20 protein-coding genes are annotated in these 23491 nt (G+C 67.1%); 8 read left to right on the forward strand and 12 right to left on the reverse strand.

Going from position 1 to position 23491, the window contains the following annotated elements; genetic code table 11:
* Positions 1–6: 6 nt before the first annotated feature.
* Complete coding sequence (locus tag ACIBHX_RS51165; RefSeq protein ID WP_397076176.1) at positions 7–654, reverse strand: TetR/AcrR family transcriptional regulator; 648 nt, start codon at positions 652–654, stop codon at positions 7–9.
* Between the two features lie 89 nt (positions 655–743).
* Between ACIBHX_RS51165 and ACIBHX_RS51170 the strand changes: the two genes are divergently transcribed.
* Positions 744–1895, forward strand: a complete 1152-nt coding sequence (locus tag ACIBHX_RS51170; RefSeq protein ID WP_397076178.1) for an acyl-CoA dehydrogenase family protein — start codon at positions 744–746, stop codon at positions 1893–1895.
* A 31-nt stretch (positions 1896–1926) separates the two neighbouring features.
* On the forward strand, positions 1927–3114 hold the full coding sequence (locus tag ACIBHX_RS51175) for a thiolase family protein (RefSeq protein ID WP_397076179.1): 1188 nt from the start codon (positions 1927–1929) through the stop codon (positions 3112–3114).
* A gap of 108 nt (positions 3115–3222) precedes the next feature.
* Here the strand turns inward: ACIBHX_RS51175 and ACIBHX_RS51180 are convergent, their stop codons facing one another.
* Positions 3223–3396 carry a hypothetical protein gene (locus ACIBHX_RS51180; RefSeq protein WP_397076180.1) on the reverse strand — a complete coding sequence of 58 codons (174 nt, stop codon included), beginning with the start codon at positions 3394–3396 and terminating at the stop codon, positions 3223–3225.
* Between the two features lie 249 nt (positions 3397–3645).
* Here ACIBHX_RS51180 and ACIBHX_RS51185 point away from each other — a divergent pair, with 249 nt between their 5' ends.
* Complete coding sequence (locus tag ACIBHX_RS51185) at positions 3646–4566, forward strand: DUF6745 domain-containing protein (RefSeq protein ID WP_397076182.1); 921 nt, start codon at positions 3646–3648, stop codon at positions 4564–4566.
* Positions 4563–4718 carry a hypothetical protein gene (locus ACIBHX_RS51190; protein WP_397076183.1) on the forward strand — a complete coding sequence of 52 codons (156 nt, stop codon included), beginning with the start codon at positions 4563–4565 and terminating at the stop codon, positions 4716–4718. The genes ACIBHX_RS51185 and ACIBHX_RS51190 overlap by 4 nt, the downstream gene beginning before the upstream one ends.
* A 90-nt stretch (positions 4719–4808) precedes the next feature.
* On the opposite strand, the gene ACIBHX_RS51195 is transcribed toward ACIBHX_RS51190, so the two are convergent.
* Together ACIBHX_RS51195 and ACIBHX_RS51200 are read right to left on the reverse strand one after the other, a co-directional pair.
* Entirely contained in the window at positions 4809–5507 is a 699-nt protein-coding gene (locus ACIBHX_RS51195) for a response regulator (protein WP_397076185.1), read from the reverse strand.
* A complete protein-coding gene (locus ACIBHX_RS51200) occupies positions 5504–6718 on the reverse strand; it encodes a sensor histidine kinase (RefSeq protein ID WP_397076186.1) in 1215 nt (404 codons plus the stop codon). The genes ACIBHX_RS51195 and ACIBHX_RS51200 overlap by 4 nt, the downstream gene beginning before the upstream one ends.
* Positions 6719–6870: 152 nt before the next feature.
* Here ACIBHX_RS51200 and ACIBHX_RS51205 point away from each other — a divergent pair, with 152 nt between their 5' ends.
* Complete coding sequence (locus ACIBHX_RS51205) at positions 6871–7956, forward strand: lipocalin-like domain-containing protein (RefSeq protein ID WP_397076188.1); 1086 nt, start codon at positions 6871–6873, stop codon at positions 7954–7956.
* Between the two features lie 185 nt (positions 7957–8141).
* Here ACIBHX_RS51205 and ACIBHX_RS51210 read toward each other — a convergent pair whose 3' ends face one another.
* The 3 genes from ACIBHX_RS51210 to ACIBHX_RS51220 form a co-directional block, all read right to left on the reverse strand.
* A complete protein-coding gene (locus tag ACIBHX_RS51210; RefSeq protein WP_397076189.1) occupies positions 8142–8519 on the reverse strand; it encodes a hypothetical protein in 378 nt (125 codons plus the stop codon).
* A 583-nt stretch (positions 8520–9102) separates the two neighbouring features.
* Positions 9103–9483, reverse strand: a complete 381-nt coding sequence (locus ACIBHX_RS51215) for a hypothetical protein (RefSeq protein ID WP_397076191.1) — start codon at positions 9481–9483, stop codon at positions 9103–9105.
* A gap of 383 nt (positions 9484–9866) precedes the next feature.
* A complete protein-coding gene (locus tag ACIBHX_RS51220) occupies positions 9867–10736 on the reverse strand; it encodes a helix-turn-helix domain-containing protein (RefSeq protein WP_397076192.1) in 870 nt (289 codons plus the stop codon).
* 71 nt (positions 10737–10807) lie between these two features.
* Here ACIBHX_RS51220 and ACIBHX_RS51225 point away from each other — a divergent pair, with 71 nt between their 5' ends.
* Positions 10808–11665, forward strand: a complete 858-nt coding sequence (locus ACIBHX_RS51225; protein ID WP_397076193.1) for a phytanoyl-CoA dioxygenase family protein — start codon at positions 10808–10810, stop codon at positions 11663–11665.
* A 184-nt stretch (positions 11666–11849) separates the two neighbouring features.
* Here the strand turns inward: ACIBHX_RS51225 and ACIBHX_RS51230 are convergent, their stop codons facing one another.
* The 4 genes from ACIBHX_RS51230 to ACIBHX_RS51245 form a co-directional block, all read right to left on the reverse strand.
* Positions 11850–14273: a hypothetical protein gene (locus ACIBHX_RS51230; RefSeq protein WP_397076195.1), complete on the reverse strand. Its 2424-nt coding sequence runs from the start codon at positions 14271–14273 to the stop codon at positions 11850–11852.
* A complete protein-coding gene (locus tag ACIBHX_RS51235) occupies positions 14270–15055 on the reverse strand; it encodes a carbohydrate ABC transporter permease (protein ID WP_397076196.1) in 786 nt (261 codons plus the stop codon). The genes ACIBHX_RS51230 and ACIBHX_RS51235 overlap by 4 nt, the downstream gene beginning before the upstream one ends.
* 98 nt (positions 15056–15153) lie before the next feature.
* Positions 15154–16044 carry a carbohydrate ABC transporter permease gene (locus ACIBHX_RS51240; protein WP_397076198.1) on the reverse strand — a complete coding sequence of 297 codons (891 nt, stop codon included), beginning with the start codon at positions 16042–16044 and terminating at the stop codon, positions 15154–15156.
* An 82-nt stretch (positions 16045–16126) separates the two neighbouring features.
* Positions 16127–17407, reverse strand: a complete 1281-nt coding sequence (locus tag ACIBHX_RS51245) for an ABC transporter substrate-binding protein (RefSeq protein WP_397076200.1) — start codon at positions 17405–17407, stop codon at positions 16127–16129.
* Positions 17408–17570: 163 nt separating this feature from the next.
* Between ACIBHX_RS51245 and ACIBHX_RS51250 the strand changes: the two genes are divergently transcribed.
* On the forward strand, positions 17571–18605 hold the full coding sequence (locus ACIBHX_RS51250) for a LacI family DNA-binding transcriptional regulator (protein ID WP_397076202.1): 1035 nt from the start codon (positions 17571–17573) through the stop codon (positions 18603–18605).
* A 1283-nt stretch (positions 18606–19888) separates the two neighbouring features.
* A complete protein-coding gene (locus ACIBHX_RS51255) occupies positions 19889–22306 on the forward strand; it encodes a glycosyl hydrolase family 95 catalytic domain-containing protein (RefSeq protein ID WP_397076203.1) in 2418 nt (805 codons plus the stop codon).
* 16 nt (positions 22307–22322) lie between these two features.
* Here the strand turns inward: ACIBHX_RS51255 and ACIBHX_RS51260 are convergent, their stop codons facing one another.
* Positions 22323–23435: a transposase family protein gene (locus ACIBHX_RS51260; protein WP_397076205.1), complete on the reverse strand. Its 1113-nt coding sequence runs from the start codon at positions 23433–23435 to the stop codon at positions 22323–22325.
* Positions 23436–23491: the final 56 nt, after the last annotated feature.

The following is a 23491-nucleotide window of genomic DNA, read 5'->3' on the forward strand; positions in this document are numbered from 1 at the left end:
ACAGCCTTACTCGCTCTTCACCCTCCGATAGCGCAGCTCGAGCCCATCCAGGAGAGCCTCGAGACCGGCCGTGAACGCGCTCTCGTTGATCTCTTGCTGGCGCTCGGCGAGCAGGTGCGCCTGGTCGAGGTGCGCGTAACTGCCCTCGTACACCGTCGCGTCGTCGGGGAACCCGCCGGCGAAGGAGCCGAGCGCGGAACCGGTGATGAAATACCGCATCAGCGCCCCGATCCGGGTGGCCTCACGGCGAGGCCACCCGGCGGCGACCAGACCTCCGAAGACGGCGTCGGCGATGCGCAGAGCGTTGGGGCGCCGGCCGGGCCCCCGGGCGACGACGGGAACGATGTTGGGATGCGCGGCCAGCGTGGCACGGTAGGAGGCCGCCCACCCGGTCAGGGCCGAGCGCCAGTCACCGTCGTCGGCCCCCAACCGGGCGAACATCGAGGTGTCCACCTCGCCCAGGACACAGTCCACGAGCAGGTCGATCAGCTGCTCCTTGGTCGCCACGTGGTTGTAGAGCGACGGCCCGCTCACCCCGAGCTCGGTGGCCAAGCGCCGCGTGGAGACGGCGTCGAGCCCCTCGGTGTCGAGCAGGACCATGGCCGCGTCCACGATCAGGTCCCTGCTCAGCAACGGTCGGCGTGGTCGCGCCACGGGCCACCTCCCTCTCTAAAACTTGCGCCGCTAGTTTATCTGGACTAGCATCCCGGCCAAAACTTGCACCGCTAGTTTTAGGAGCAGGCATGGACCTGGCCTTGTCAGACGAGCAGATCGCGGTACGGCAACTCGCCGCCGACTTCGTCGACCGTGACATCGCTCCGCACGCCGCGGACTGGGACCGCGCGGAAAGCGTCGATCGGACGATCGTCGGCCGGCTCGGTGAGCTCGGGTTCCTCGGCCTGACGATCCCGGAGCAGTACGGCGGATCCGAGGGCGACCACCTCGCGTACGCCTTGGTGCTGGAGGAGCTCGGGCGCGGCGACTCGGCGGTGCGCGGCATCGTGTCGGTCTCGCTGGGCCTGGTCGCCAAGTCGATCAACACGTACGGCAGTGAGGAACAGAAGCTGCGCTGGCTGCCCGCCCTCACCAGCGGCCGCGCGCTGGGATGCTTCGCGCTCACCGAGCCCGGCAGCGGATCGGACGCGGCCGCGCTCACCACCAGGGCGGAGCGCGACGGCGGCGACTGGGTGATCAGCGGTTCCAAGATGTTCATCACCAACGGCACCTGGGCGGATGTCGCCCTGGTCTTCGCCCGCACTGGGGAGCCCGGTCACCGGGGGATCACGGCCTTTCTCGTGCCGTCTGACACCCCCGGCCTGGAGCGGCGGGAACTTCACGGCAAGCTCGGGCTGCGCGGTCAGGCGACGGCTGAGCTCGTGTTCGATGCCGTGCGCGTCCCGCCGGACGCCGTCCTGGGCACCGAGGGCAAGGGATTCTCCGTCGCCATGGCGGCGCTGGCCAAGGGCCGCATGTCGGTCGCCGCCGGATGCGTGGGCCTGGCCCGGGCGTGCCTGGAGGCGGCGGTCGCCTATGCCGGGCAGCGTGAGCAGTTCGGCAAGCCGATCGCCTCACACCAACTGGTCCAAGACCTGCTCGCGAACATCGCTGTGGACGTCGACACCGCTCGGCTGCTGGTATGGCGGGTCGCCGACCACATCGACCGCGGGCTGCCGTTCGCCACCGAGTCGTCGATGGCGAAGCTGTACGCCAGCGAGGCGGCCGTGCGCTCCGCCGACAACGCCATCCAGGTCTTCGGCGGCTACGGCTACATCGACGAATACCCGGTCGCCAAGTACCTCCGGGACGCCCGCGTCATGACCCTCTATGAAGGAACCAGCCAGATCCACAAGCTGCTCATCGGCCGAGCCCTGACGGGCGTCGCCGCCTTCACCTGAGCCCGTCCCCGCCGACCGGAAGGCACCTGTCATGCGTCCCGTCTACTTCGCCGCCGCCCGCCGAACTCCCATCGGCAAGCTGTGTGGCTCCCTTTCGACCGTACGTCCCGACGATCTGGCCGCCACCACCCTTCGAGGCCTGATCGCGGACATGCAGACCCTCGACCCCGCTCGGATCGACGACGTGTACTGGGGCGCCGCCAATCAGGCAGGCGAGGACAACCGCAACATCGCGCGCATGAGCGTCCTGCTCGCGGGCCTGCCGCATGACATTCCCGGTGCCACCGTCAACCGACTGTGCGCCTCGGGAATGGAGGCGGTCACGAGCGCCGCGCGCGCCATAGCCGCCGGCGAGGCGGACGTCGTCGTCGCCGGTGGCTCCGAATCCATGAGCCGCGCGCCGTTCGTGCTGGCCCGTCCCGAGGATTCCTTCCCCCGCACTCTCCAGACGCACGACACCCGGCTCGGCTGGCGGCTGGTCAATCCGGGCATGGCTGATCTGCACGGTGTCCTTTCCATGGGCGAGACCGCTGAAGAGGTTGCCAAGCGCTACCGCATCACCCGCGAGCAGCAGGACGCCTTCGCCCTGCGCAGCCACCAGCGGGCCGCCGACGCCCAGCGCAATGGCGACTTCGACCTCGAGATCCTGCCGGTCGAGCGCCCCGACGGCGTGACGGTCACGGCCGACGAATGCGTCCGCACCGACACCTCCGCCGAGCGGCTGGCCGCGCTGAAACCCGCCTTCCGCCCCGATGGCACCGTCACCGCTGGTAACGCGTCTCCGATGAACGACGGCGCCGCCGCGCTTCTGCTGGTGAGCGAGGAGGCCCTGGCGGATCTGGGGGTCGAGCCGCTCGGCCGCTACGTCGCCGGGGCGGCGGCCGGCGTGCATCCCGACGTGATGGGCCTCGGGCCGATCCCGGCCAGCCGCAAGGCTCTCGCGCGTGCCCGCTGGCGTGTCGGCGACATCGACACGGCCGAGATCAACGAGGCGTTCGCGGCCCAGGTCCTGGCGTGTGTGCGCGACATCGAGATCGATCCCGATCGGGCCAACACCGATGGCGGGGCCATCGCGCTTGGCCATCCGCTCGGGTGCTCGGGCGCGCGCATCCTCACGACCTTGCTCCACCGCATGGCGCGCACGGGTGCCAGGAACGGATTGGCGACCATGTGTGTGGGCGTGGGACAGGGCGTCGCCGTCCTCGTCCAGCGCGGCTGACATGACCCCCGAGGCCGGGCACCAGATCCGTTTCCTCACCGCGGCGCTGCGGAGGATCACTCCCCGCGGCTCCCGCGTCGCCCTCCTGTGCCCGCCCAAGGCCGTACATCACGCCGTCCTCGCCGCGGGAGCGACGCCTGTCCCGGTGAGCCAGCGGATGACGGCTGACGAGATCATGCGGATCCTCGTCGACGGCTGCGCCGTCCTGCTGTTGTGCCACAGCGACCGCGTGGCCGAGGGGGCCGAGGCGGCGCGGATGGCGGGGATCAGAATGTTCACCACGGGCCCGCCGTCCCGGGCTCCAGGCTCTGAAGGGCGGCTGGAAGACCTGGCACGGCCAGGCCACTCTGACGATGTCGTCTACACCGCCTCACCGATCAGGGAACGACCACGCCATGCACAGGGCAACCCGCGCAGGCGCTCCATCACTGCACCTGCCGGCTGCACAAGTTGCTGCCTGGACGGAATTTCGGCAGGCGCAAGGCCGGCAATTCGATGTCCCTCCGCCGGGGCCGCTGCAAGACTGATCACATGAGTGAGAAGGTCCCCCGCCTCACGAAGCTCTCCGCCGAGCATTGCGCGATGCTGTCGGAGGTGCGGGAGAAGTGGCTGCACGTCTCGGACGCCACCGGCCCGGCCGACCGGGAGCAGGCGGAAGCAGGCGTCGCCGACGCCTACCGGCTCGCTGGGCTGCCGGAACCCGACCGGATCGAATGGGCTGACTCCCCGATGGCCGCCACCATCGCCATGACACGCCATCAGGAGGACAGGGTCAGCCGCGAGATCCAGGCCGTGGGCGGCTGGCCGGAGTGGGGCGACCTCTGGGAGACGACATGGTGGCGGATCTCCGAGCTGGTCAAGACGCCGCTGCGGACGGGGGAGCGGATCGGTGAGGTGGTCAAGGACGAGGTGTACGAGCTGCTCACCACGAGCCGCTGGAAGGACCTCGGTCTGCCCGAGAAGGCGCACCCGCCCTCGGAAGTGGGGATGCTGCAGGACGGGGCCATCTTGGGCCAGCACGACGTGGAGCGGCTGGCCATGCAGGAGGCGTTCCGCGGCCTCGGGTTGATCGACGCGCCGCCGGCCGACGGGCTGGCGCGGGTGGCCCGCAGCGCGGGGTGGTGGTGGGCGCTGCGCGGCGCCGCCGTACTGACGGAACGGCCTGTCGAGCTGCACCTCGACGCGGACGGCCGGCCGCACAGTGCACACGGGGCCGCGGTGGTCTATCCGGACGGGTTCGGTGTGCACGTGTGGAAGGGTGCGCGGGTGCCCGAGCGCGTCATCACCGGCCAGGTCACGGGCGCCCAATGGCTGGCGGAGCCGCGTGGCCAGGTACGGCTGATCATCGCCGAGCGCATGGGCTATCAGTGGGTGCTGGACCAGGTGCCGAAGATCAGGATGGCGCGCGGCTGTGGTGCGTCACGGACCCCGGCAGCAGCGGCTACGGCGTGAGCAGGTCGTGGGTGATGCCCGAGGACATCTGGCTGCTGGAGACAGAGGACGGGCCGCGCCGCGTCCCACCCGACGTCAAGAACGCCAAGGCCGCCGCCGCATGGCTGAGCAGGTCAGTCGAGGACTACCGCCCGCCGACCCCGAGTTACTGAGAACGTGACCACGTCCCCTTCCCGGCGCTGACCAGCCGCCAGGGAGGACCGGCGATCCGGTGCCTGGCACACCGTCGGCGAACGCCGCGTTCATGGGCCAGGGCTGACCAGTCCCGTTTGGTAAGCGATGACGACCAGCTGCGCACGGTCGCGCGCACCCAGTTTCGCCATGGCGCGGCTGACATGGGTACGCGCGGTGGCTGGGCTGAGAAACAACTCGTTACCGATCTCGTGGTTGCTCAGTCCCTGTCCTACCAGGGCCAGCACCTCACGCTCGCGCTCGGTCAGCACCGCGAGCCGCTTCTCCGCGGCCCGGTCGACCTGGCGTCGCGCAGCGAACTGACGAATGAGGCGCCGGGTGATCCGCGGCGCGAGCAGCGCGTCTCCGGCGGCGACCACCCGGACGGCGTGCAGGAGCTCCGACGGCCCGGCGTCTTTGAGCAGGAAGCCGCTGGCACCGGCCTGCAATGCGTCGAAGACGTAGTCGTCCGTGTCGTAGGTGGTGAGGATGAGGACTCGGACCTGCTCCAGTCCGCGCGTCTCGGTGATCTGGGCGGTGGCTTGAATCCCATCCAGCTTGGGCATGCGGATGTCCATGAGGACTACGTCGGGGCGGGCGGCGCGGGTCCGCTCGACGGCTTCGTGGCCGTTGGAGGCCTCTCCCACCACCGTGATGTCCTCCTCCAGGTCGAGCAGGACCTTGAACCCAGAACGCACGAGAGCCTCATCGTCGGCGACCAGCACCTTGATCGGAGCGTTCACCGACGGGGACCCGGCCGCGGCGTTCATAGGCGCGACCCGGTCGGCACGAGGGGTAGTCGTGCCTTGACTTCGAACCCGCCGCCCGGAAGTGGGCTGGCGTCGAGTTCTCCGCCCAGCAGTTGACAGCGCTCGCGCATGCCGAGGATCCCGCGGCCAAGCTTGGCCGGTAGGTGCGGGTTTGCGGGGACATCGCCTGGGACGGCACGGCGGCCCTCGTCGGTCACGCGGATCTCCAAGACTTCGATCCCGGGGTTCAGCGCCACCGTCACCCGGGTCGGGCCGACGTGGCGGATCACGTTGGTGATCGATTCCTGCAGGATCCGGTAGGCGGCGCTGCCCACCGCGTTCGGCAACGGTGCCGCGGGCGGGGTTTCCTCGAGCTCGATGTCGAGCCCGGCCTCGCGTGCCTTGGCGGTCAGTTCGTCGATCTGCCCCAGGCCGGGGTACGGCAGGCGGTCGTTGTCGTCGTCACGCAGTACCCCGAGGATCGCCCGCATCTCCTGCAGCGCCCGGGAACTGGTCTGCTCGATGGCTCGCAGCGCCTCCCGCGCCACTTCCGGCCGCTTGTCGAGCACGTGCGCGGTGACGCCGGACTGCACGTTGATGATCGCTATGGCGTGCGCGACGGTGTCGTGTACCTCACGCGCGATCCGGACCCGTTCGGCGTCGACCCGAGCCCGCGCCTCCTCCTCGCGAGTCCGTTCAGCCAGCTCGGCGCGCTCCTGAGCATCGGCCGCGATGACCCGCCGGGACCGGACGGATTCGCCGAGGGCCACGCTCATGACGGACGCGCCGATACGGAAGAACACCCAGCCGATGGCGGCGCGCGGCTCGATGTCGGCCGCTGCTACCAGCCAGCCGATCGTGAGCAACGTGATACCCGCGGCTGCTGCCACCAGCGACCGGCGCCCGTCACCGTAGGCGGCGAGGGTGTACAGGGCGACGAAGAGCCCGAGCCAGCCGGGCCCGTCAGGGAAGTCGAAGCCGTAGTACACCAAGCTGGCGAGCGCGGCGGTGACGAACGCCGGCACCGGCCACCGGCGGCGGACTGCGACGACCACGCCGCTCATGATCAGCAGGATGTATCCCAGGTTTCCGAGGTCGGTGAGCGGCCGCGACGCCGCCTCGCCGGAATTGCGGACTATCGTCCCCTGAACCTGCATCACGGTGATGAAGAGCGCTAGCAACACGTCCTGCGCCTGTACAGGCAGGCGCCACGACGTGGCGGGGTGTTTCATGCCGCGATCCTACGGTTTCTCCCTCGGGGAGGCGCTCCGTCCAGACGCGCCTACCGCCTACCACAGCGGGTGTACACGAGCAGGCGTCGTCTACGCAGAACTGCCTGGACGCAGCCATCCGCTGTCGGAGGCGGCGGCGCCTCATCGACACGATGATCGACCCCGTGAAGGGGCGGCTTCGCCAGCTAGAGATGAGGACTCGTATGCAAAGACAGCAACGTCGATCAGTCGCGGCCATCGCCGCCCTGGTGCTCGGCGCGGTGCTGACTGTAGGGGTGTCGGTCCCAGCGACGGCCGACACCGATCCCGAGCCGGCGGCCACGGTGGCACCCGCCTTCCCGACGTTCGTGCGTCTGCCGGCCGATCAGGCGGCGCATCCGGACGCACGCCAGGAATGGTGGTACCTGGTCGGACACGTCAACACTCGTGGCCACCGGTTCGGCTACCAGGTGACGATCGGCGGCGCTGGGAGACCGCAGGTCATGATCGCAATCTCTGACAAGACGACCGGCGCGTTCTACACAGAGAGCAAGAGTTACTCCCTCGACCAGACCAGCTTTTCCACTACCGAGCTGGACATACGCACGCCGACGGCGACGCTGTCCGGGCCTATGGAGGCGATGCGCCTGCGCGCCACGCTGCCGGTCGGCGAAATCAATCTGACGCTCAAGGCGCAGGGGCCCGTGCTGTACAACAACGGGACCGGGCTGATCCCCTTCCTCGCCGGCACGAGTTACTACTACTCACTGCCCAGCCTGGCGACACAGGGAACGCTCAAAGTGGACAACCGCACCTATCCAGTGACCGGGGAGTCGTGGTTGGACCGCCAGTGGGGTACCTGGGACTGGAGCACCATGCAGAAGTGGACCTGGATGGCCGTGCAGCTGCCCAACGGCGACCGGGTCAACCTCTGGGACCTGTTCGCCAAGGGGGGTGAGTTCCCCTACGCCACCGTGCTCCGAAGGGACGGAACTCACGAGGTCGTCGCGGTGAATCCGCTCGCTGACACCACCTCCGGCTTCTGGACCAGCCCTACCAGCGGGCAGCGGTACGGCACGCGGTGGATCGTGAACATCCCCACGCTGGATACCAGCCTCACCGTCATCGCCAAGCCAGGACACGAACTCCAGAGCGCCTTCGGCGGCCTCTACGAGGGCGCGGCCACCGTCACCGGACGCTACCGGGGCAAGCCGATCACCGGGCAGGCGTTCGTCGAACAGAACGGCAACTGGCGATAGCGCATACCCAGCGGTGGTTGGGCGGCCGGCACCCACGTCGGCCGCCCAACCGCGTTCGCGCCGCACCGCGCGCAAAGGCCGAATCGGCTGGCGTTCTTGCTGGACTCGTACACGGTGAAGATGACACCGCAGAAGCGGCATCGGCGGAGTGGGATTCGATCGCGATGCCCAAGCGCGTGCAGCGGTTATGCGGGATCTTCGTGATCAGAGGGCGGCCAGATGCTCCGTAGTGGTCGCATGCCTTCCTCGACGTAGTCGGCGATGGGGCGGTTGGCGCCGTCGAGGTACCACTGCTCAAGCGCGGCGAAGTAGCCGAACGTGAGGGCGTTCGCGGTCACGCGAGCCTGCGTTTGGCTCAGCTGTCCGACCTCGGCGAGCAGCGGCGCGATCCGCTGGCTTGCGCGGTCGAGTGTGGCGCAGACGGTCATGCGCACCGATGGCTCGGCGAAGAAGTAGCGGACCCTGCGCCGCGGGCCCTTCTCGGCCTGAAGGCCTTCGCTTGCGCCCTCGGATGTGCTCCGATCGGACCAGAATCTCGACACCATCTGGGACTGCACCACCATCCAGCCAGGGGATTCGGGTGGCGCCGTCTACCGGGGCATCAGTGGCAGCAGCATGGTGCGTGCCATGGGCATCATCAGCGCTTACAGCCCGGATTCGTGCTACTCGCTGTACGCCAAGCTGAGCGGCGTCAAGGAGTGGGACTCCAGCATCAGCATGCCGCTGAACTAGCCGATCTCGTACGGCCCGGCGGGGGCGGTCGCAACCCCCAGCCGGGCCGTGTCATAACCAGTGAGCTCCACTGCAATTGAGAACCGAGCAAGGGCGTTCTCGTCTTTCTTGGGGTAGCGGCGACTCATGGTGAGCACGCTAAAGACGCACGGTGACAGAACCGCTCGAAAGCGACCTGAGGTGACATTCCTCTACCGTTCGCGATCTTGCCGATGACAGCGACGTGTCCGGTGAGCGGACTTGCGCGCGATCAAATATTGATCTACAAAGTAAAGGCATCCGTTCGTGTGGGGCCAGGCAGCCGGTGACCGCTCACAGCCACAGCGCTTTCCAACGGCGAGCGGGCAGCATGAACGCGCTTCCCGGCCCGCCGACGAGCAGATGAGCACACCGCGCTCCACGGCCGGCCCGTCCTCATCCGCAATCGTCGGCGAATGCCGTTACGCGCGCCATCGGCGCCGGTTCGGCCTCGTTGTCCGCCGGCTCGCCGTGCTCACCGGACTCACCGCCGAACGCGATGGCCAGGATGCTTCCCGGCAGCTGGCACCCAAGCCATCCTCGGTGCGCAAGGCACGCCGCCTGGTCCGCGCCTGCCTGGCCGACTGGCGACTCGACACCCAGAGCATGGTCACCGAGTTGCTTGTCAGGGAACTGGTCAGCAACGCACACGGGAGCATCCGTCTCACGCTCTCCTTCCAGGACGGTTTGTTCCGCTGCGAGGTCGAAGACGCAGATCCCGTTCCGCCAGGTCCCTGCCACGTTAGCGAAGATGACAAGAGAGAACGCGAGCTCCACCTGGTCGCGCGACTGGCCTGGTGCTGGGGTAGCGACCGCACACCTGCGGGCAAGGCAGTCTGGTTCGAACTGCCCGTACATTCATCCCCCAAGGCTGAAGGGCCTTATGGGGAGGAGCGGCAGGAGAGTAATCGTCAAGACCTGTCCCGCTCGAGAACACGGTTTCGCGTCGTGAACTGGGGATTAGCTGCGCGATCAGGGCGGTGGCTTGTGACCAGGTCAAACTCGTGCGCCACTCCCGTGGACGCGACCCCCGCACGGTGCTGATGAAGGCGCGGGCGATGAGGAGGGTTCTGCGCGCTGGTGGGCGCGTAGTCGCTCTGCTCCCGGGTGTCATCCTGCCAGTCCAGCGAAGTCCTTTCAGCCCTCAACGTGTCAGAAGCCTACGAGCGAGTGGCGGGGCCGCCCGTGACCATGCGGCGGTGCCGCGATGGCGTTGTGCCGGTTTCGCGGCGGAAGGCGGTTGCGAAGTGCTGAGATGAGGAGTAGCCGAGCTCTGTCGCGATTGTGGTGATCGAGAGATCGGTCTCACTGAGCAGGAGACGGGCGCGTTCCATGCGCAGGCGGGTGCGGTAGCGGCCAGGGGTCTCACCGATCTCGCTACGGAACACTTCGGCGAAGTGGGCGGGCGACAGGTTCGCGGCGGCGGCCAGGTCACCGACCGTGAGGCCGTCGGCCAGACGGTTCGCGATGAGCCGCTTGGCCGTTGCGATGGCCGGGTGCATGGCCAGATGGTGGCCCGGCGGTCGGCCGTCAGCCAACCGAGACGCCTCGATCAGGAGCAAGGCGGCGCTGTGGGTCAATCCTGCCGCGCGCAGCGGGTGGTGTGTGGTCACCTCCCGCAGGAACAGCTCGAATGGCGTGACCATCGATCCGGCATCGTTGATCACGAACGGCTGGCGTTGCCGCCAGACAGGGTGCAGATCGTCCGGCGATAAAATGTCCGCGGGGGCGAGCGCGGCGAAATGGAAGTGGTAAGGGGCCGTGCTGGAGGCTGCCATCGCATGCGGCACACCTGGAGGCACCGCCAGCAGACCGCGCGACGGAACATGCCAGGTCCGGGCCGCCACAGTCCACCGGGTCGACGGACCGGCCACTTGCAGGTACAGCTCCCAGACATCGTGGGTGTGGGTGCGGATCACCCAGCTGGTGGGGGCGTGTTGATCACCGGCGTGAACAAGTCCGGGGACGCCGGCGTGCCGCAGGTGTGCGTGGAATCCGGCGCTGAGCCCGGTGGGGCGGTCGATGTACACCCGAGGATTATGTACATGTGCCCGGGTCGCCTGCACGCTTGAGCAGGGTCGCTTCGCCTAGCGTCCTGGGCATGGCGAACACACTGTTCACTCTGCTGCCAACCGATGAGGATGTGGCGTTCTACCGGGAGAACGGATATTGGATCTCCCCGCCGATCCTCACTGATGAGGTGCTGGATGCCGCCGAGATCGGCATGCGCCGCCATTACGCCGGAGATGTCGACCATCATCTACCCGGGGACCCGGACGGGCCCCTATGGGGGTGGCGCTCGGCCGACGGCGACGTGCTCCGCAAGAGCGACTATGCCTCCCTGCGGGTTGAGGAACTGGCGCTCCTGGTCCGCCAGTCCGTCATTGCCGGATGCGCCGCCAGGCTCGCCGGGGCGCAGGAGATCCGGCTGTGGCACGACCAACTGCTGTACAAGCCAAGCGGTTCAGATCGGCAGGGAAACGTCGGCTGGCACACCGACCGGCAGTATTGGCGCGGCTGCTCCAGCCAGGAGATGCTGACCGCGTGGGTGCCGTTCCACGACATCACCGAGTCCCACGGGCCCGTCATGTTCGCGGCGGGCAGCCACCGCTGGAGCGAGCAGGCCGATCTCAGCTTCTTCGACCAGGACCTGACCACGATCAACCGCTACGCCACCGAGCGCGACGTGCGCATCGTCACCGCCACGCTCACTCGTGGGCAGGTCAGCTTCCATCACTGCAAGACCCTTCACGGAAGCGGCCCCAACCACAGCGGCGAACCGCGCCGATCGATCGCCATCCATCTACAACCTGGCGACAACCACCACGTCACCGCACACAACGCCGATGGCACCATCGTCACCCACAACAACGACCGCCTGGTCGCTCCCCAGCCGGACGGCTCACCCGACTACGCCGACCCTGCCGTGTGCCCCGACTTGTGGCCACAGGTTTGTTGATCTTGCTTCGAGAATGAACCACCTTGGTTCGCGGCCAGTAGCGCTGAAACAATCAGTCCCGCCAAGCCGGACCACCCGGTACGTCTTGGCGGGACTGGTCGTTCCGCCACCATCACCCCCGGGCCGGCCTCGTCAGCCGAGAGCATCACCTCGGTCTTCGGCCGGCCCGTCCGCGCCCATAGCCCTATCCTTCCGTCAGTCGAAGTGATCCTTTCGAGGGGGTTCGGCCTCCCGTCGTCACCGGCCAGGTGAGGATCGGGTTGCGTATGGCGGTCGAGTGCTCGTCGATCGCGGCTTGGTCCAGTGTCGGCAGAGTCAGCAGCCCATAGCGGAGTGTGACCCGTCCGGTCTGAACCTGCGGGTAGTTGGTGTCCCAGTAGTTGTTGGCGACCCAGCTCAGCAGCAGGGGGTTGCGGGGGCGCGGGACAGTGTCCAGCGGCGGGCCGAAGTGGAAGTCACCGAACTGGACCAGCGGCGCGTCGGGGGTGAGCAGGACGACCGCGCCGTGCTCGTCGCCCATCGCGGCAATCGATTGCACGGTCACCCAACCCCGGGACGCCCCCGGGAGCTGGTCGGCGTCCAGGGTGACCGCCAGGCCCGCCGTATCGAAGGCGGCGTTCCACCCTTCGTCCAAGGCCAGCGGGAGGGCGAAGTAGGTGCCGGTCGGTGACGGGCCATTGGCGAACCCCACCTCGATCTCGATGGCGATGACCGGGTCGGTGGCGCTGAGGGAGATCCGTTGGATCAGGTGGGTGAGGCCCGGCGCCTCGAAGCGGCGCTCGAGGCGGATCTGTCCAGGCCGTTCCTCGACGGTACAGGCCGTGACACGTCTGGCGTGTTCAAGAGCGCTCGCCCAGTCCTGCCAGCAGGACTCGTCGAGAATCTCCTTGTCGAGGTTGCGCTGGTAGTAGGCGCGCCGGGTGCTGTCCACGAGCGGGTCGGGGCGTTCCCGGATGACAGAGAGCAGGTCGACGCCCGGCCGCGGACTGAGGATTTCTCGGTCGCGCTTCCGGTCGATCAAGGAGGTGATGCGCCCTGAGTCCGGTTCGTAGGTGAGGACGTGGAAGGGCGATTCGATCTGGCCGATCGACTTGGTTCGAGTGATGGCCGCGGCGAAGTTCAGCTCGCGAGCGGATCCTTCCTGCTCGACGATCCGATGTGTTGGCTGGCCGGGGAAGTTTGGGGTCGGTAGCTCGTCCAGCGCGAGGATCTGCCAGGACAGCGGATCCAGGGCGACCGTTCCGAAGGACTTGCGCGGTTCGCGGGGGGTCTGCAGCCGCCAGGGCCGGTTCTCGTACGCCATCCGGCTGGCGCGGTAGGTCCGATCGGTGGCCGGCGTCTTTTCGTCGAACCAGGCGGCGGGCAGGTCGAGCGTGACCTCGCGGCGATAGGGGGTCGGGTTACAGACCAGCACGCCGGCGATGCCCCTGTCGGCCAGCGGGTTCTGGGCCAGTCGTTCCAGGGCGTCCATGACGGACAGACTGGCCAATTCGTGGCCCTCGTGGGCGGTAGCCTGCTTGATCGTCTCGATCGACTGAGCCTGGAGGTTTCCGGGATCGGTGTCCCAATAGCTCCAGGTGTGCTCGTCGAATGTATCGACGCACTCGGCTGCGCGCGCGATCACATGTTCGCTGCCGCCGAGGATCTCCGCGGCGGCCAGCAGAGGCTTGGACCGCTGGTTGACCGCGGTGGCGACGGGCGTGCTGCCGTATCCGAAGCTCCAGTAGTCGGTCCAGTCGCCGCGCAGGACCGGGATGTCGCCATCGGGCACGCGCAAGACCCGCTCCCGCAGGTCTTCAAAGGTCGCGTAGCGGATGCGCGGACCGCGCTGCTGATCGTTCCAGCGCTGGATCAGGCTCGGCATGTACGGGTTCGGTGGCGCGTTGTCCCAGAGGATCGGGGAGCAGGTGGAGGTGAGGTAGACGAACGGCAGCGTGTAGCCGATCTCATGCAGATGCTGTTCGTACTCCTTCCAGCCGATCGCCGCCTGGTCCACCGAGTCGTCCCAGGCGTTGAAGATCTGGTCGAACATCGTGTAGTGGTTGCCGTTGAAGACGCGCAGGAACCGGCCGGATGGGGTTTGCCAGCGGAAGAGCCCCGGCCGTGGCCTCACGGGCCGCCCCAAGTGCGTGTTGCTGGCCATGACGAACAGGTCGACGCCGACGTCGAGGAGTTCGTCGGCGATCGGCCAGGGGACGCCGTTGACGTCGTGCTGGCACGCCACCCTGATCGGTTGCCCGACGACGTCCTCCAGCCGGTGCTTGCCGTCGAGCAGCCGCCGAATACCCGGCGGGTCTATCAGTGCCGAGATATGCCAGCGAAGTGCGGCCAGCCCGATGCGTCCCTGCTCGTACAGGGCCCTGAACCTCGCGACCTGACCTGGGGAGGCTTCTGCCAGCCACCGCAGGACCGGCTCGGTGGCCTCGCACGTCCACTTGGGTCTGGCGTCCTCAGGGAGGTCGGCCGTCTGTTCGAGCCAGTCGACGGCTTGCGAGATGTACTCGGTCTGCAGCTGCCACAGAACCGGCTGCGAGTGGGTGTAGCCCACGTCGAGGTGGCTGTGATGCAGGACGAGGATCTCCTCGACGTCGAGGGGCGTGTCGGTCACTTGGTGGCTCCTGAGGTGAGTCCGGCGATGAACTGTTTCTGCAATGCCAGGTAGCCGACGACTGGGAGGAGCGCGGCCAGGAACATGACGCCGAACAGCTGGGCGTAGTTGATCGAGTACTGGCCGATCGACAGGTACAGGCCGGTGGTGATGGTCTGGCCGTGCAAGGGGCCGAGGATGAACTGCGGGTTCATGAAGTCGTTCCAGATCCACAGCGACAGGAAGATCGAAACGGTGGCCGTGGCCGGGCGCAGCAGCGGCATGACGACTGTCCACCAGATGCGCAGGCCGCGGGCACCGTCCAGGGCGGCCGCCTCGATGATCTCGCCGGGGATGGCGCGCAGGAAGCCGGAGTATACGAAGACCGCGAATGACAGGTACCCGCCGCCGACGTTGGACAGGATCAGTCCCGCATAGGTGTGGTCCAGGTGCAGGAATGTCAGGATGCGGATGGTCGGCAGCAGGATCACCGCCGGGGGAATCATGAGCCCGGAGGCGAACACGGCCAGCACGATCCGGCGCAGGCGGGGCGAGCGCTGGGACAGCCAGAAGCTGAACGCCGCAGCCAGTGGGATGATGAGGATGACGGAGGCGACGACGGTGACTGTGCTGTTGGCCAGGCCGACCTGGATCAGCTGGTCTGAGCGTCCGAAGGCATCGGTCAGGTTACGCGGAGTCGGTGGGGCCGGCAGGGCTGCTGGGCTCTGAACGATCTGATCCTGCGTCTTGAACGCGTTGACGATCGTCAAGTAGATCGGGGAGACGAAAGCCAGAGTCAGCATGGCCGCGGCACCCCAGCGTAGCCGCGGGCCAACCCTTGGCCGCCTGCTTCCTGGCCGCGCGGCCGGAGCCGATGTCCTGGTGCGTTCGAGCAAGGCGGTCACAGGTCCACCTCCCGGCGGCGCAGCAGACCGGTCACCGAAAGGGCGATGACGGCGGACAGGACGAGGAGCAACATCGCCACGGCCGAGGCGTAGCCGAACCGGTCGTCGGTGAAGGCGAGCTTGATGATGTACAAGGCGGTGGACTGCGTGGAGTCGGCCGGTCCTCCAGAGGTGAGGACTGCGATGATGTCGTAGAGCTTCAGCATCGCGATCAGGGAGATGGTGACGCTGATCGTGGTGCCCGGCGCCAGCATCGGAAAAGTGATGGCGGTGAACTTCTGCCGCCATCCGGCACCATCGACCGTCGCGGCCTGATACAGCTCGGCCGGGATGGACTGGAGCGCGGCCAGGTGCACGACAGTGGTGAACCCGGTGAGCACCCACGCGGCCACCACGCCGATGGACAGCATCGCCAGGTACGGTGTCCCGAGCCAGGCAACGGGCTTCCCGATGATGCGCAGGTGCAACAGCATGTCGTTGAGCAAGCCGTCTTGGGCCAGGATGGACCGCCAGACGAAGCCGACGATGACGCCGGAGATCACCTGTGGCAGGAACGCCACGGTACGCATCATCCGGTAGCTCAGGGAGGTCTTGTTCAGCAGCAGGGCGAAGCCGATCCCGGCGGCGTTGGCGACGACGGTGACCGCCATGGCGAGCGTCAGCGTGAAGCCGATGCTGGAGGCCAGCGCGTCGTCGTGGACCATCGCCTGGTAGTTGTCCAGCCCGACGAAATCGGCGCGCGCCAGCAACGGGTTCTCGTTGGTCAAGCTCTTCCAGGCACTCATCAGCACCGGCACGACGATGAACAGGGCGTACAGGCCGAGCGCCAAGACGGCGATCGCTGTCAGCCCGGGATCGCCACGCCACCGGCGGGCACGGGTTCGCATGAAGTCTTCTCTCGGTGATGAGGTCAGGGCGAGATGGGGCAGGAGCCAGAGGCCGCCTTCCCTGGCGCCGACGATTTCACGGCTATTCGACCGCGTTGTTCCAGGCGGTGTCGACCTTGGTCAGCGCACCCTTGACGTCGTCAGAGGTGAACAGCGCCTGGCTGGCGGCGTAGAAAGCGTCATTCAGGCCGGGAGGCATGGAGTCGTCGTTGGTGGCCCATCCGAACGCCGAGACCTTCGTGTTCTGGTCCGTGACGTAGGCATAGGAGTCCTTGAAGACCCGGGTGACGTCGACGTTGTAGTCGGCCAGCGTCTTGCCCTTCAGCATCGGGAACGCGCCGTCGCCCTCGATCAGGGACTTGAGGTTGGCCGCGTTCAGCGACCATGCTTGGGCGAACTGGGTCGCCTTGGCCGGATCGACCGATTTGGCGCTGACCGCCATCGACCCGCCGACAGCGAACGGCACCACTGTCGAGCCGTCTTCGGTGGGCGTGAGGAACGCACCGAAGTCGTCGGCGTGGTCCTTGGGGACAGAGCCGAGGAACCAACTGCCCATGATGTACATCGCGGTCTTGCCGTCGGTGAAGTTCTTGATGGAGTCGGCGTATTTGACGCCGAGCGCACCGTCCTCGAAGTATCCAGCCTTGACCATGTCCCGGTATTTCTGCGCCGCCGAGACCACGTCGGGGTCGGTGAACCTGACCTTGCCCGCGTAACGGTCCTGCAACCATTGCGGGTTCTTGCCGAGCACGTCCGCGGACAGGATGCCGACCAGCGGCATCGAGGCGGCGAACGGGTCGCCTCCCCCCAACTCGATCGGAGTGATACCGGCAGCCTTCAGCTTGGCGCAGAGGGCCATGAACTCTGACCACGTCTTGGGGGTGGCGGCGATCCCCGCCCTGGCGAACAGCTTCTTGTTGTAGAAGACCTCAGGGATGACCTGGGAGTTGGTCGGCGGGATGTACACCTTGCCCTTGAGTGCGTTCCCTTGCGGAAGCAGGAAGTTCGCGTCCACCCAGGCCTGGTCGTACGGCTTGAGCAGCCCTGCCGAGACGAAGGTCGACGGGGTGATCGACTGCAGCAGGTCCGGGAACTGCCCGGAGGCCTTGAGCTGCTTGGCGAAGGCATCCCGGTCCGTGCTCGGGGCGACCACCTTCTTGATCGTGAGGCCGGGGACCTGCTTGGTCGCGTTCGCGATCGAGGCGTCCCAGAAGGTCGAGGTCAGGCTTGGCGTCTCGAACGTCATATAGGTGAGCGTGACGGTGCTGCCCTTGCCCGCGCCGTCGGTGTTTGGCGCCGAGCACCCGGCGACCAGGGCAATACCGACAACGAGACCAGCGGTGAGCAGGCGCTTGTACCGCATGGAGCCCCTCCAGGAGAATGATCGAACCTGCGGGTGCGCCCGGACCGGGTCAACTCCGCGAGACCTTTGGGATAACGTTGTTCGGCAGAGTTAAGATGACGTTCCGCGACATGTCAAGGGCCTCGACGCGAAGAACCGCCGGGGGCACGGGAGGACCTGAGAGATGATGGCTCGGACCGGGCAGGACAACGGCCCGTCGGGAGGCAAGCGCGGCAAGCGGCCGACCATGGTCGACGTGGCCCGCGAGGCCGGTGTGGCGCTGCGCACCGTATCGCGCGTGGTCAACCAGGACCCGACGGTCGGTGCCGACTACGCCGCGCGCGTCCGCGCGGCCATCGCCGCGCTCGATTTCCAGCCGGATGAGCGGGCCCGGCAGCTGCGCCGCGGCGTGTCCGGAACGATCGGCGCGGCAGTGCGGCGCATCGCCGAGGCGAACCCGGTGCTGGCCGCCATCGAGACCACCGCGCGCGCCGCCGGGCTCACTCTGCTGGCCTCATCGACCGATGACGACGAGACGCGCGAGCGCGAGGTCGTCATGTCGATGTGCCGGCGACGACTCGACGGCGTCATCGTCGACCCGATCGGCGACTCACACTCCTACCTGAAGCCGGAACTGGACGCCGGTACACCGATCGTGGCGGTGGACCGTCCGATGGCCGGAGTGATGGTGGACAGCGTCATGTCCGACAACGCCGCCGGCATCGGGATGGCCTTCCGCCACCTCGTCCAGCGCGGCCACCGCCGTATCGCCTATATCGGCGACCACGAGCGCGTCTTCACCGGGCGTGAGCGCGCGGCGGCGTTCCGGGCCTGCCTGGTCGCGCACGGCGAGCCGGTGGAAGGGCTCGTATACCCCGGAAACATCGACCGCGCGCGGATCGCCAAGGCTCTGGAGACCGCACTGCACGGTCCCTCGCCAGCCACCGCGCTGGTCACCGGCAACGCTGACACGACCACCGAAGTCCTGCGCTGCCTCGGCGAGCGGGCGACCCGGCTGGCGATCGTCGCCTTCGACGACGTACCGCTGGCCGACTTGCTGCGGCCCGCCCTGACCGTCGTCGCGCAGAACACCGCCGAGCTCGGCGGCACCGCCGTGGAACTGCTGCGTGCCCGCATCGCCGATCCGAGCCGACCGGTCCAGAACGTGACGGTCCCGGTCTCGATGATCGTGCGCGGCTCCGGGGAACTACCCGCCTGACCGGGACGGAAGTTACGGCCAGATTGCCGCGTCTTGACACGGAGGCAAGAGTGCGGAACCTTGCGGAATAACGTTATTTCAACGCGCACCCCTATAGGAGCGTGGTCATGTTCCGACGTCGTCGCCCGCAGCGAACTTGGATGATGATGATCCCCGTTACCGCGCTGGTCGGTGCGACCCTGACCGAGATCACGGCAGCATCCGCGCAGGCCGACCCGATCACCACCCGCCACGCTGTCGCTGGCGCTGGAGCCGGGCACCACGTACAACGTCGCCGTCGCCGTCAAAGCCGGCACCGAGTCCGCCAACTACACCTCCGACGCCGAATCCCTGACCCCGGCCCGCATCTCCTCACTAAGCACCGCCCATCGGGCCTGGTGGCAGAGCTACTGGTCGCAGTCCTACGTCGAGATCCCCGACAAGGCGATCGACAAGAGGTGGTACGGCTCGCTGTACCTGCTGGCGTGCGTCTCGCGCGGGAACGCCTGCACCCGGCCTGTGGGGCAACTGGATCGCCGGACCCATGGCCTGGAACGGTGATCACCACACGAACTACAACTACCAGGCACCGTTCTACGCCGCAGGTTCGCGTCGCGGGCGGACCGTTCTACGGTGGCCAGGGTGGGTGTGTCTCGGCGATGCGCCGCACCGCGGCATGCTGCTGACGCCCGTCGGCAGCTGCCGGGCCCGGTCGTCCGGGCGAAAGTTCAGGGGCCGTGATGGCTTGACACGCGAGTACAAGGTCACTCTATCCTCGCCCCCAGAATAACGTTATCTCATTCCGGAGTCCCTTCCGCCCCACTTGCCAGGCCAGAAACATCTTCCTGGAGATCCGATATGCGGCACAACCTTCTCTCGGTCTGCCTCGCAGGTATCGCCCTGGTTGCCGGGTGCTCCGCGCCGGGCTCTGCGAACAACGGCAGCACCACGCTCACTACATGACGTTCGAGGCCCCTAGCCTGACCTCGAAAATTCTGGGACGCCTCAATCGCAGCCGCCGAGAAGCAGGTACCGGGCGTGAAGATCAAGAAGCCGGTCACCTCGGGCGGAAACCGCGACGCCTACGCCAAGCAGCTGCAGGCCTCTGGCCCGTGACGACCTTGCGCCGTGCTTTCCGGTGAGGGCCATCTCTGACAGAGGCGAGGACGACGAGAGGAGTGCATCCCGCAGATCGGAATGTCAGGAATGTATGCGAACCAAGGAGGATTCGAATGAGCGGTACCAGAATTCTGCGTCGCATCGGCGCAGTATCGTTAGCAGCCTGCATAGGAGCGAACACTCTCGTGGCGGCGACACCCGCAACGGCCGCGAGCGACGCGGTCGGGGCCGGCACGACACCGGATTGGAAGCGGATTCAGAAGATCGTCGGCGGAATTTCCGGCGAATGGACTGATGACGGCTACGCGGGGGCGTACTCCGACAAGATGCCGGACACCGCCCTGCTCGGCAACGGCGACGTCGGGGTCACCTCGGCCGGCGCGGCAGGGCAGAAGACGTTCCTCGTCTCGAAGTCGGATTTCATCTCAGCGGGCGACCTGAAGGGCGTGTTCAACAGCGGCGACAACCTCACCAAGCCACTGCCGATCGGCGGCATCACGATCCAGGAGCGGAGCACGGCGGGCACAGGCAACCTCGCTCCGACAGCGCCGGGGCAGACGGTGACGACGCACGAGGTGCAGGACATTCTGGACGCGAGGATCAACACGACCATGTCGATCGGCGGCGTACCCCTGGCGATGAAGACCTGGCTCGCGCCCGACAAGAACGTCCTGGTGACTGAGGTCACCTCCCAGGGGAAGTCGCCCGTGGATCTCGAGGTGAAGACCTGGGGAAAGAAGGGCAGCACAAACTACCCGGTCGCAAGCGCGATCGAACAGGGCGTCGCCACGGCGAGCCGCTTCACCTACAACAACGCGCCGAGCAACCCCGCCTCCTGGCGGTCGCAGGCGACCCTCGCCACCGGCGTCGTGGGAGCAGAGACGACAGCCTCGGCCGACGCCGCCGCGGGAGGCGCGCTCACCGATTTCACGCTCGAGCCACGCACGACGGTGCAGATCGTGACTGCGATCGGCGGCGGTGGAAAGACCTACGCCGCCGACGGTTCTCTGCAGACCGCGGATCCGGTCGCCGAAGCCGTAGGCATGCTCGCAAAGGCCGATGACGCGGATCTCCTCCGCGAGCTCGAGAACGAGCACGGTCGGTGGTGGAAGGACTTCTGGTCCGCGTCCTACATCGATCTGCCAAACCGTCCCGAGGCGATGCGCTACTACTACGGAGCGCAGTATCTCCTCGGCAGCACCTCCAGGGCGGGGAAGCCGGCCCCCGGCCTGTACGGCATCTGGCACACGACGGACAACCCGAGCTGGTCGTCGGACTACCACCTGAACTACAACTTCATCGCGACCTTCTTCGGCACGAACTCCAGCAACCGTCCCAAACTGTCGTTGCCGGCTGGCGAAGGAGTGCTCGCCTTCGCCGAGGAGGGCGGTCGGCGTGCAGCGGACCCCGCGCAGCTGCGCAGGATGAACGCCTCCTACGTGGACAGCAGGCCGAATCTGCAGGGCGGGATCAATGACGCGTTGCTCTACCCGGTGGGGATCGGCCCGTGGGGCACGGTCACAGACGACAACTATCTGTCCGAGGCGCTAAATGCAGCATTCAGCGCCTACCCGCTGATCCAGTACTACCACTACACCCAGGACCGGCAATACTTGGAACAGAAGGTCTACGGCTACCTCAAGCGCTGCGTGAACTTCTACGACGCGTGGCTCGACAAGTCGGGCGAGACGTACACCCTCTACGCCGGCTACAACGAAGACTCGTGGGCGACCAACCCCGCCGTCGAACTCGCCGCGCTGAAGAACGTGCTCACGGAGCTCATCGACGCGAGCGTCACCCTGGACCTGGACGCAGACCAGCGCGCGCATTGGCAGGATGTCCTCGATCACCTTGCCCCGCAGCCCACCAGCACCTGGAAGGAGAAGCAGGTCTACTCGCTCGCGGAGAAGGAGTGGAAGAACGGACAATGGTTGCCGTTGGCGAACCCAGTTCCAGCAGACGGCAACATCATCCCGCTCGACATCGTCGTCCCGGGCGGACAGCTCGGCTACTACTCTCCGAATAAGGATCAGCAGATCGCGCGCAACACGATCGATGTGTTCGGTAGTGATGCTTGGAAGCAGATCAACAACTTCCCGCGCATCTTCAACGACGCGGTGCAGTCGCGGTACCCGGCCGATGCCGTGCTTGCCCGGCTGACCGAGACGATCAACGCGCAGATCAAGCCCAACCTCCGCATCAGCGACAGGACGCACGGCGTGGAGAAGATCGGCGCCACGGCCGCGATGAACAACATGCTCCTGATGAGCGACCAGGGCGTGGTGAAGGTGTTCCCGAACTGGGTCGCCGGCGAGGACGCCTCTTTCTCAAGACTCCGCGCGGAGGGAGCCTTCGTCGTCTCGGCCGCCTACGACGGCGACTCCAACAGGATCGGCGACGTCACCGTCACAAGCGAAGCTGGCAAGCGCCTCACGATCGCTGCCCCGTGGAAGGAAGGAGCCGACGTGTTCGACTCCACCGGAGCGGAAGTTGAGACGACCCTGGGCACCGCGCCGAACTGGTCGACCGAGAAGACCGTGACCTTCGACACTCAAAAGGGGGAGACGTACACGCTGCGTCCTCACTATGGTGTCACGCCATGATCGTTGGGTAGCGCCCTTACCAAGGAACGTGCCCCCTCCCCGCGCTGAGCGGAGGGTGGGCACGTCCTTCGACGATCCGAGATCCGCGAGGTGATGTCGACCTGGAAGAGGTGGATCGACAACGGATGGATGACGCCGCCGGACATGAAGACCTCTGACTGCCTGACCGCGATGGCGGCGGGGAAGATCGGGATGCAGCCGCTCGCCACGCGGGCAACGGCTTCTTCAAGACGGCCGCATGACCGACGAGAACTACGGCGCATTCCTGTACCGACGTGCGGCTTGACCTGCCCGGATGATTAATCGGCACCCGCACGGTCAGGACGAGAAGCGCCCGCAACAGGTTCGTGGCGCGGGCGGGGTCGCTGCGCAGCTTCGTGAGGACGCGCCTGTTCTTCAGGTGCGCGAAGCCGTGCTCGACGGGTGCGCGGGCGGCTGAGATCACCTTATTGGCGGTCTTCTGGCCGGTGTTGAGCTTGTGGGTGCGGGTGGCCTTGTAGCCAGTGATCACCACCTGGTCGTCGCCGTCGGGGTCGAGACCGAGGAAGCCGAGGTCGGCCAGGGCGCCGAGGCCGGCGGCACGCAGGTGGTTGAGGATGTGGTCGCGGCGGGCGGCGGTGATGTCGTGGGTGCGGCCGGGCCAGGCGGCGGAGATCCAGATCAGCCGGCCGTGTTCGTCGGTGAGCGCGAGGAAGTGCAGGCCATGGCATTTGTGTTTGCCGCAGTAGTTCGGTCTGTTGTCCTTGCCGGTGCGGCGGTGGGTGGGGATCAGGGTGCCGTCGATCAGCACGACCTCCCCGCCGCGTTTCGCCACTTTCCGTATAGCGCGGTCCAGGCGGGGGCCTTGGCCGCCAGCAGGGCGACGACCTCGTCGCACCAGCGCCTCATGGTCGTGGCCGAGATCTGGTTGCCGCCGGCGAGGTCTGCGGCGCGCTGGTCGTGGCGCAGCACTGCCAGCACGAGCACCGCGATCCGGCCCGCAGGCTTGGACCGCCACCCGTGATCCGATCGCCTTCAGACGCTTGCGCAGCAGGTCGGCGACGTGGGCGACGGTGCTCGTGGACAGCGGCAGACGGCACTGGTAAACCAGGGAGATGGCGTCCCCGGCCTGCTTCTTGTTCTTCGTCACACAAGTTCAACGAGCACCGGGGCCGCCTTGGTCAAGATGGTAGATCTTCAGTGCTA

This window comes from Nonomuraea sp. NPDC050536 (genome assembly GCF_044457685.1).
Taxonomy (GTDB): Bacteria; Actinomycetota; Actinomycetes; order Streptosporangiales; family Streptosporangiaceae; genus Nonomuraea.

What these genes read in the sequence shown, in the direction of transcription:
- ACIBHX_RS51170 (WP_397076178.1), top strand. Translation starts at nt 744, where the DNA reads ATGGACCTGGCCTTGTCAGACGAGCAGATCGCGGTACGGCAACTCGCC.
- ACIBHX_RS51175 (WP_397076179.1), top strand. Translation starts at nt 1,927, where the DNA reads ATGCGTCCCGTCTACTTCGCCGCCGCCCGCCGAACTCCCATCGGCAAG.
- ACIBHX_RS51185 (WP_397076182.1), top strand. Translation starts at nt 3,646, where the DNA reads ATGAGTGAGAAGGTCCCCCGCCTCACGAAGCTCTCCGCCGAGCATTGC.
- ACIBHX_RS51195 (WP_397076185.1), bottom strand. Translation starts at nt 5,507, where the DNA reads ATGAACGCCGCGGCCGGGTCCCCGTCGGTGAACGCTCCGATCAAGGTG.
- ACIBHX_RS51200 (WP_397076186.1), bottom strand. Translation starts at nt 6,718, where the DNA reads ATGAAACACCCCGCCACGTCGTGGCGCCTGCCTGTACAGGCGCAGGAC.
- ACIBHX_RS51205 (WP_397076188.1), top strand. Translation starts at nt 6,871, where the DNA reads ATGATCGACCCCGTGAAGGGGCGGCTTCGCCAGCTAGAGATGAGGACT.
- ACIBHX_RS51210 (WP_397076189.1), bottom strand. Translation starts at nt 8,519, where the DNA reads ATGGTGGTGCAGTCCCAGATGGTGTCGAGATTCTGGTCCGATCGGAGC.
- ACIBHX_RS51225 (WP_397076193.1), top strand. Translation starts at nt 10,808, where the DNA reads ATGGCGAACACACTGTTCACTCTGCTGCCAACCGATGAGGATGTGGCG.
- ACIBHX_RS51235 (WP_397076196.1), bottom strand. Translation starts at nt 15,055, where the DNA reads ATGCTGACTCTGGCTTTCGTCTCCCCGATCTACTTGACGATCGTCAAC.
- ACIBHX_RS51240 (WP_397076198.1), bottom strand. Translation starts at nt 16,044, where the DNA reads ATGCGAACCCGTGCCCGCCGGTGGCGTGGCGATCCCGGGCTGACAGCG.
- ACIBHX_RS51245 (WP_397076200.1), bottom strand. Translation starts at nt 17,407, where the DNA reads ATGCGGTACAAGCGCCTGCTCACCGCTGGTCTCGTTGTCGGTATTGCC.
- ACIBHX_RS51250 (WP_397076202.1), top strand. Translation starts at nt 17,571, where the DNA reads ATGATGGCTCGGACCGGGCAGGACAACGGCCCGTCGGGAGGCAAGCGC.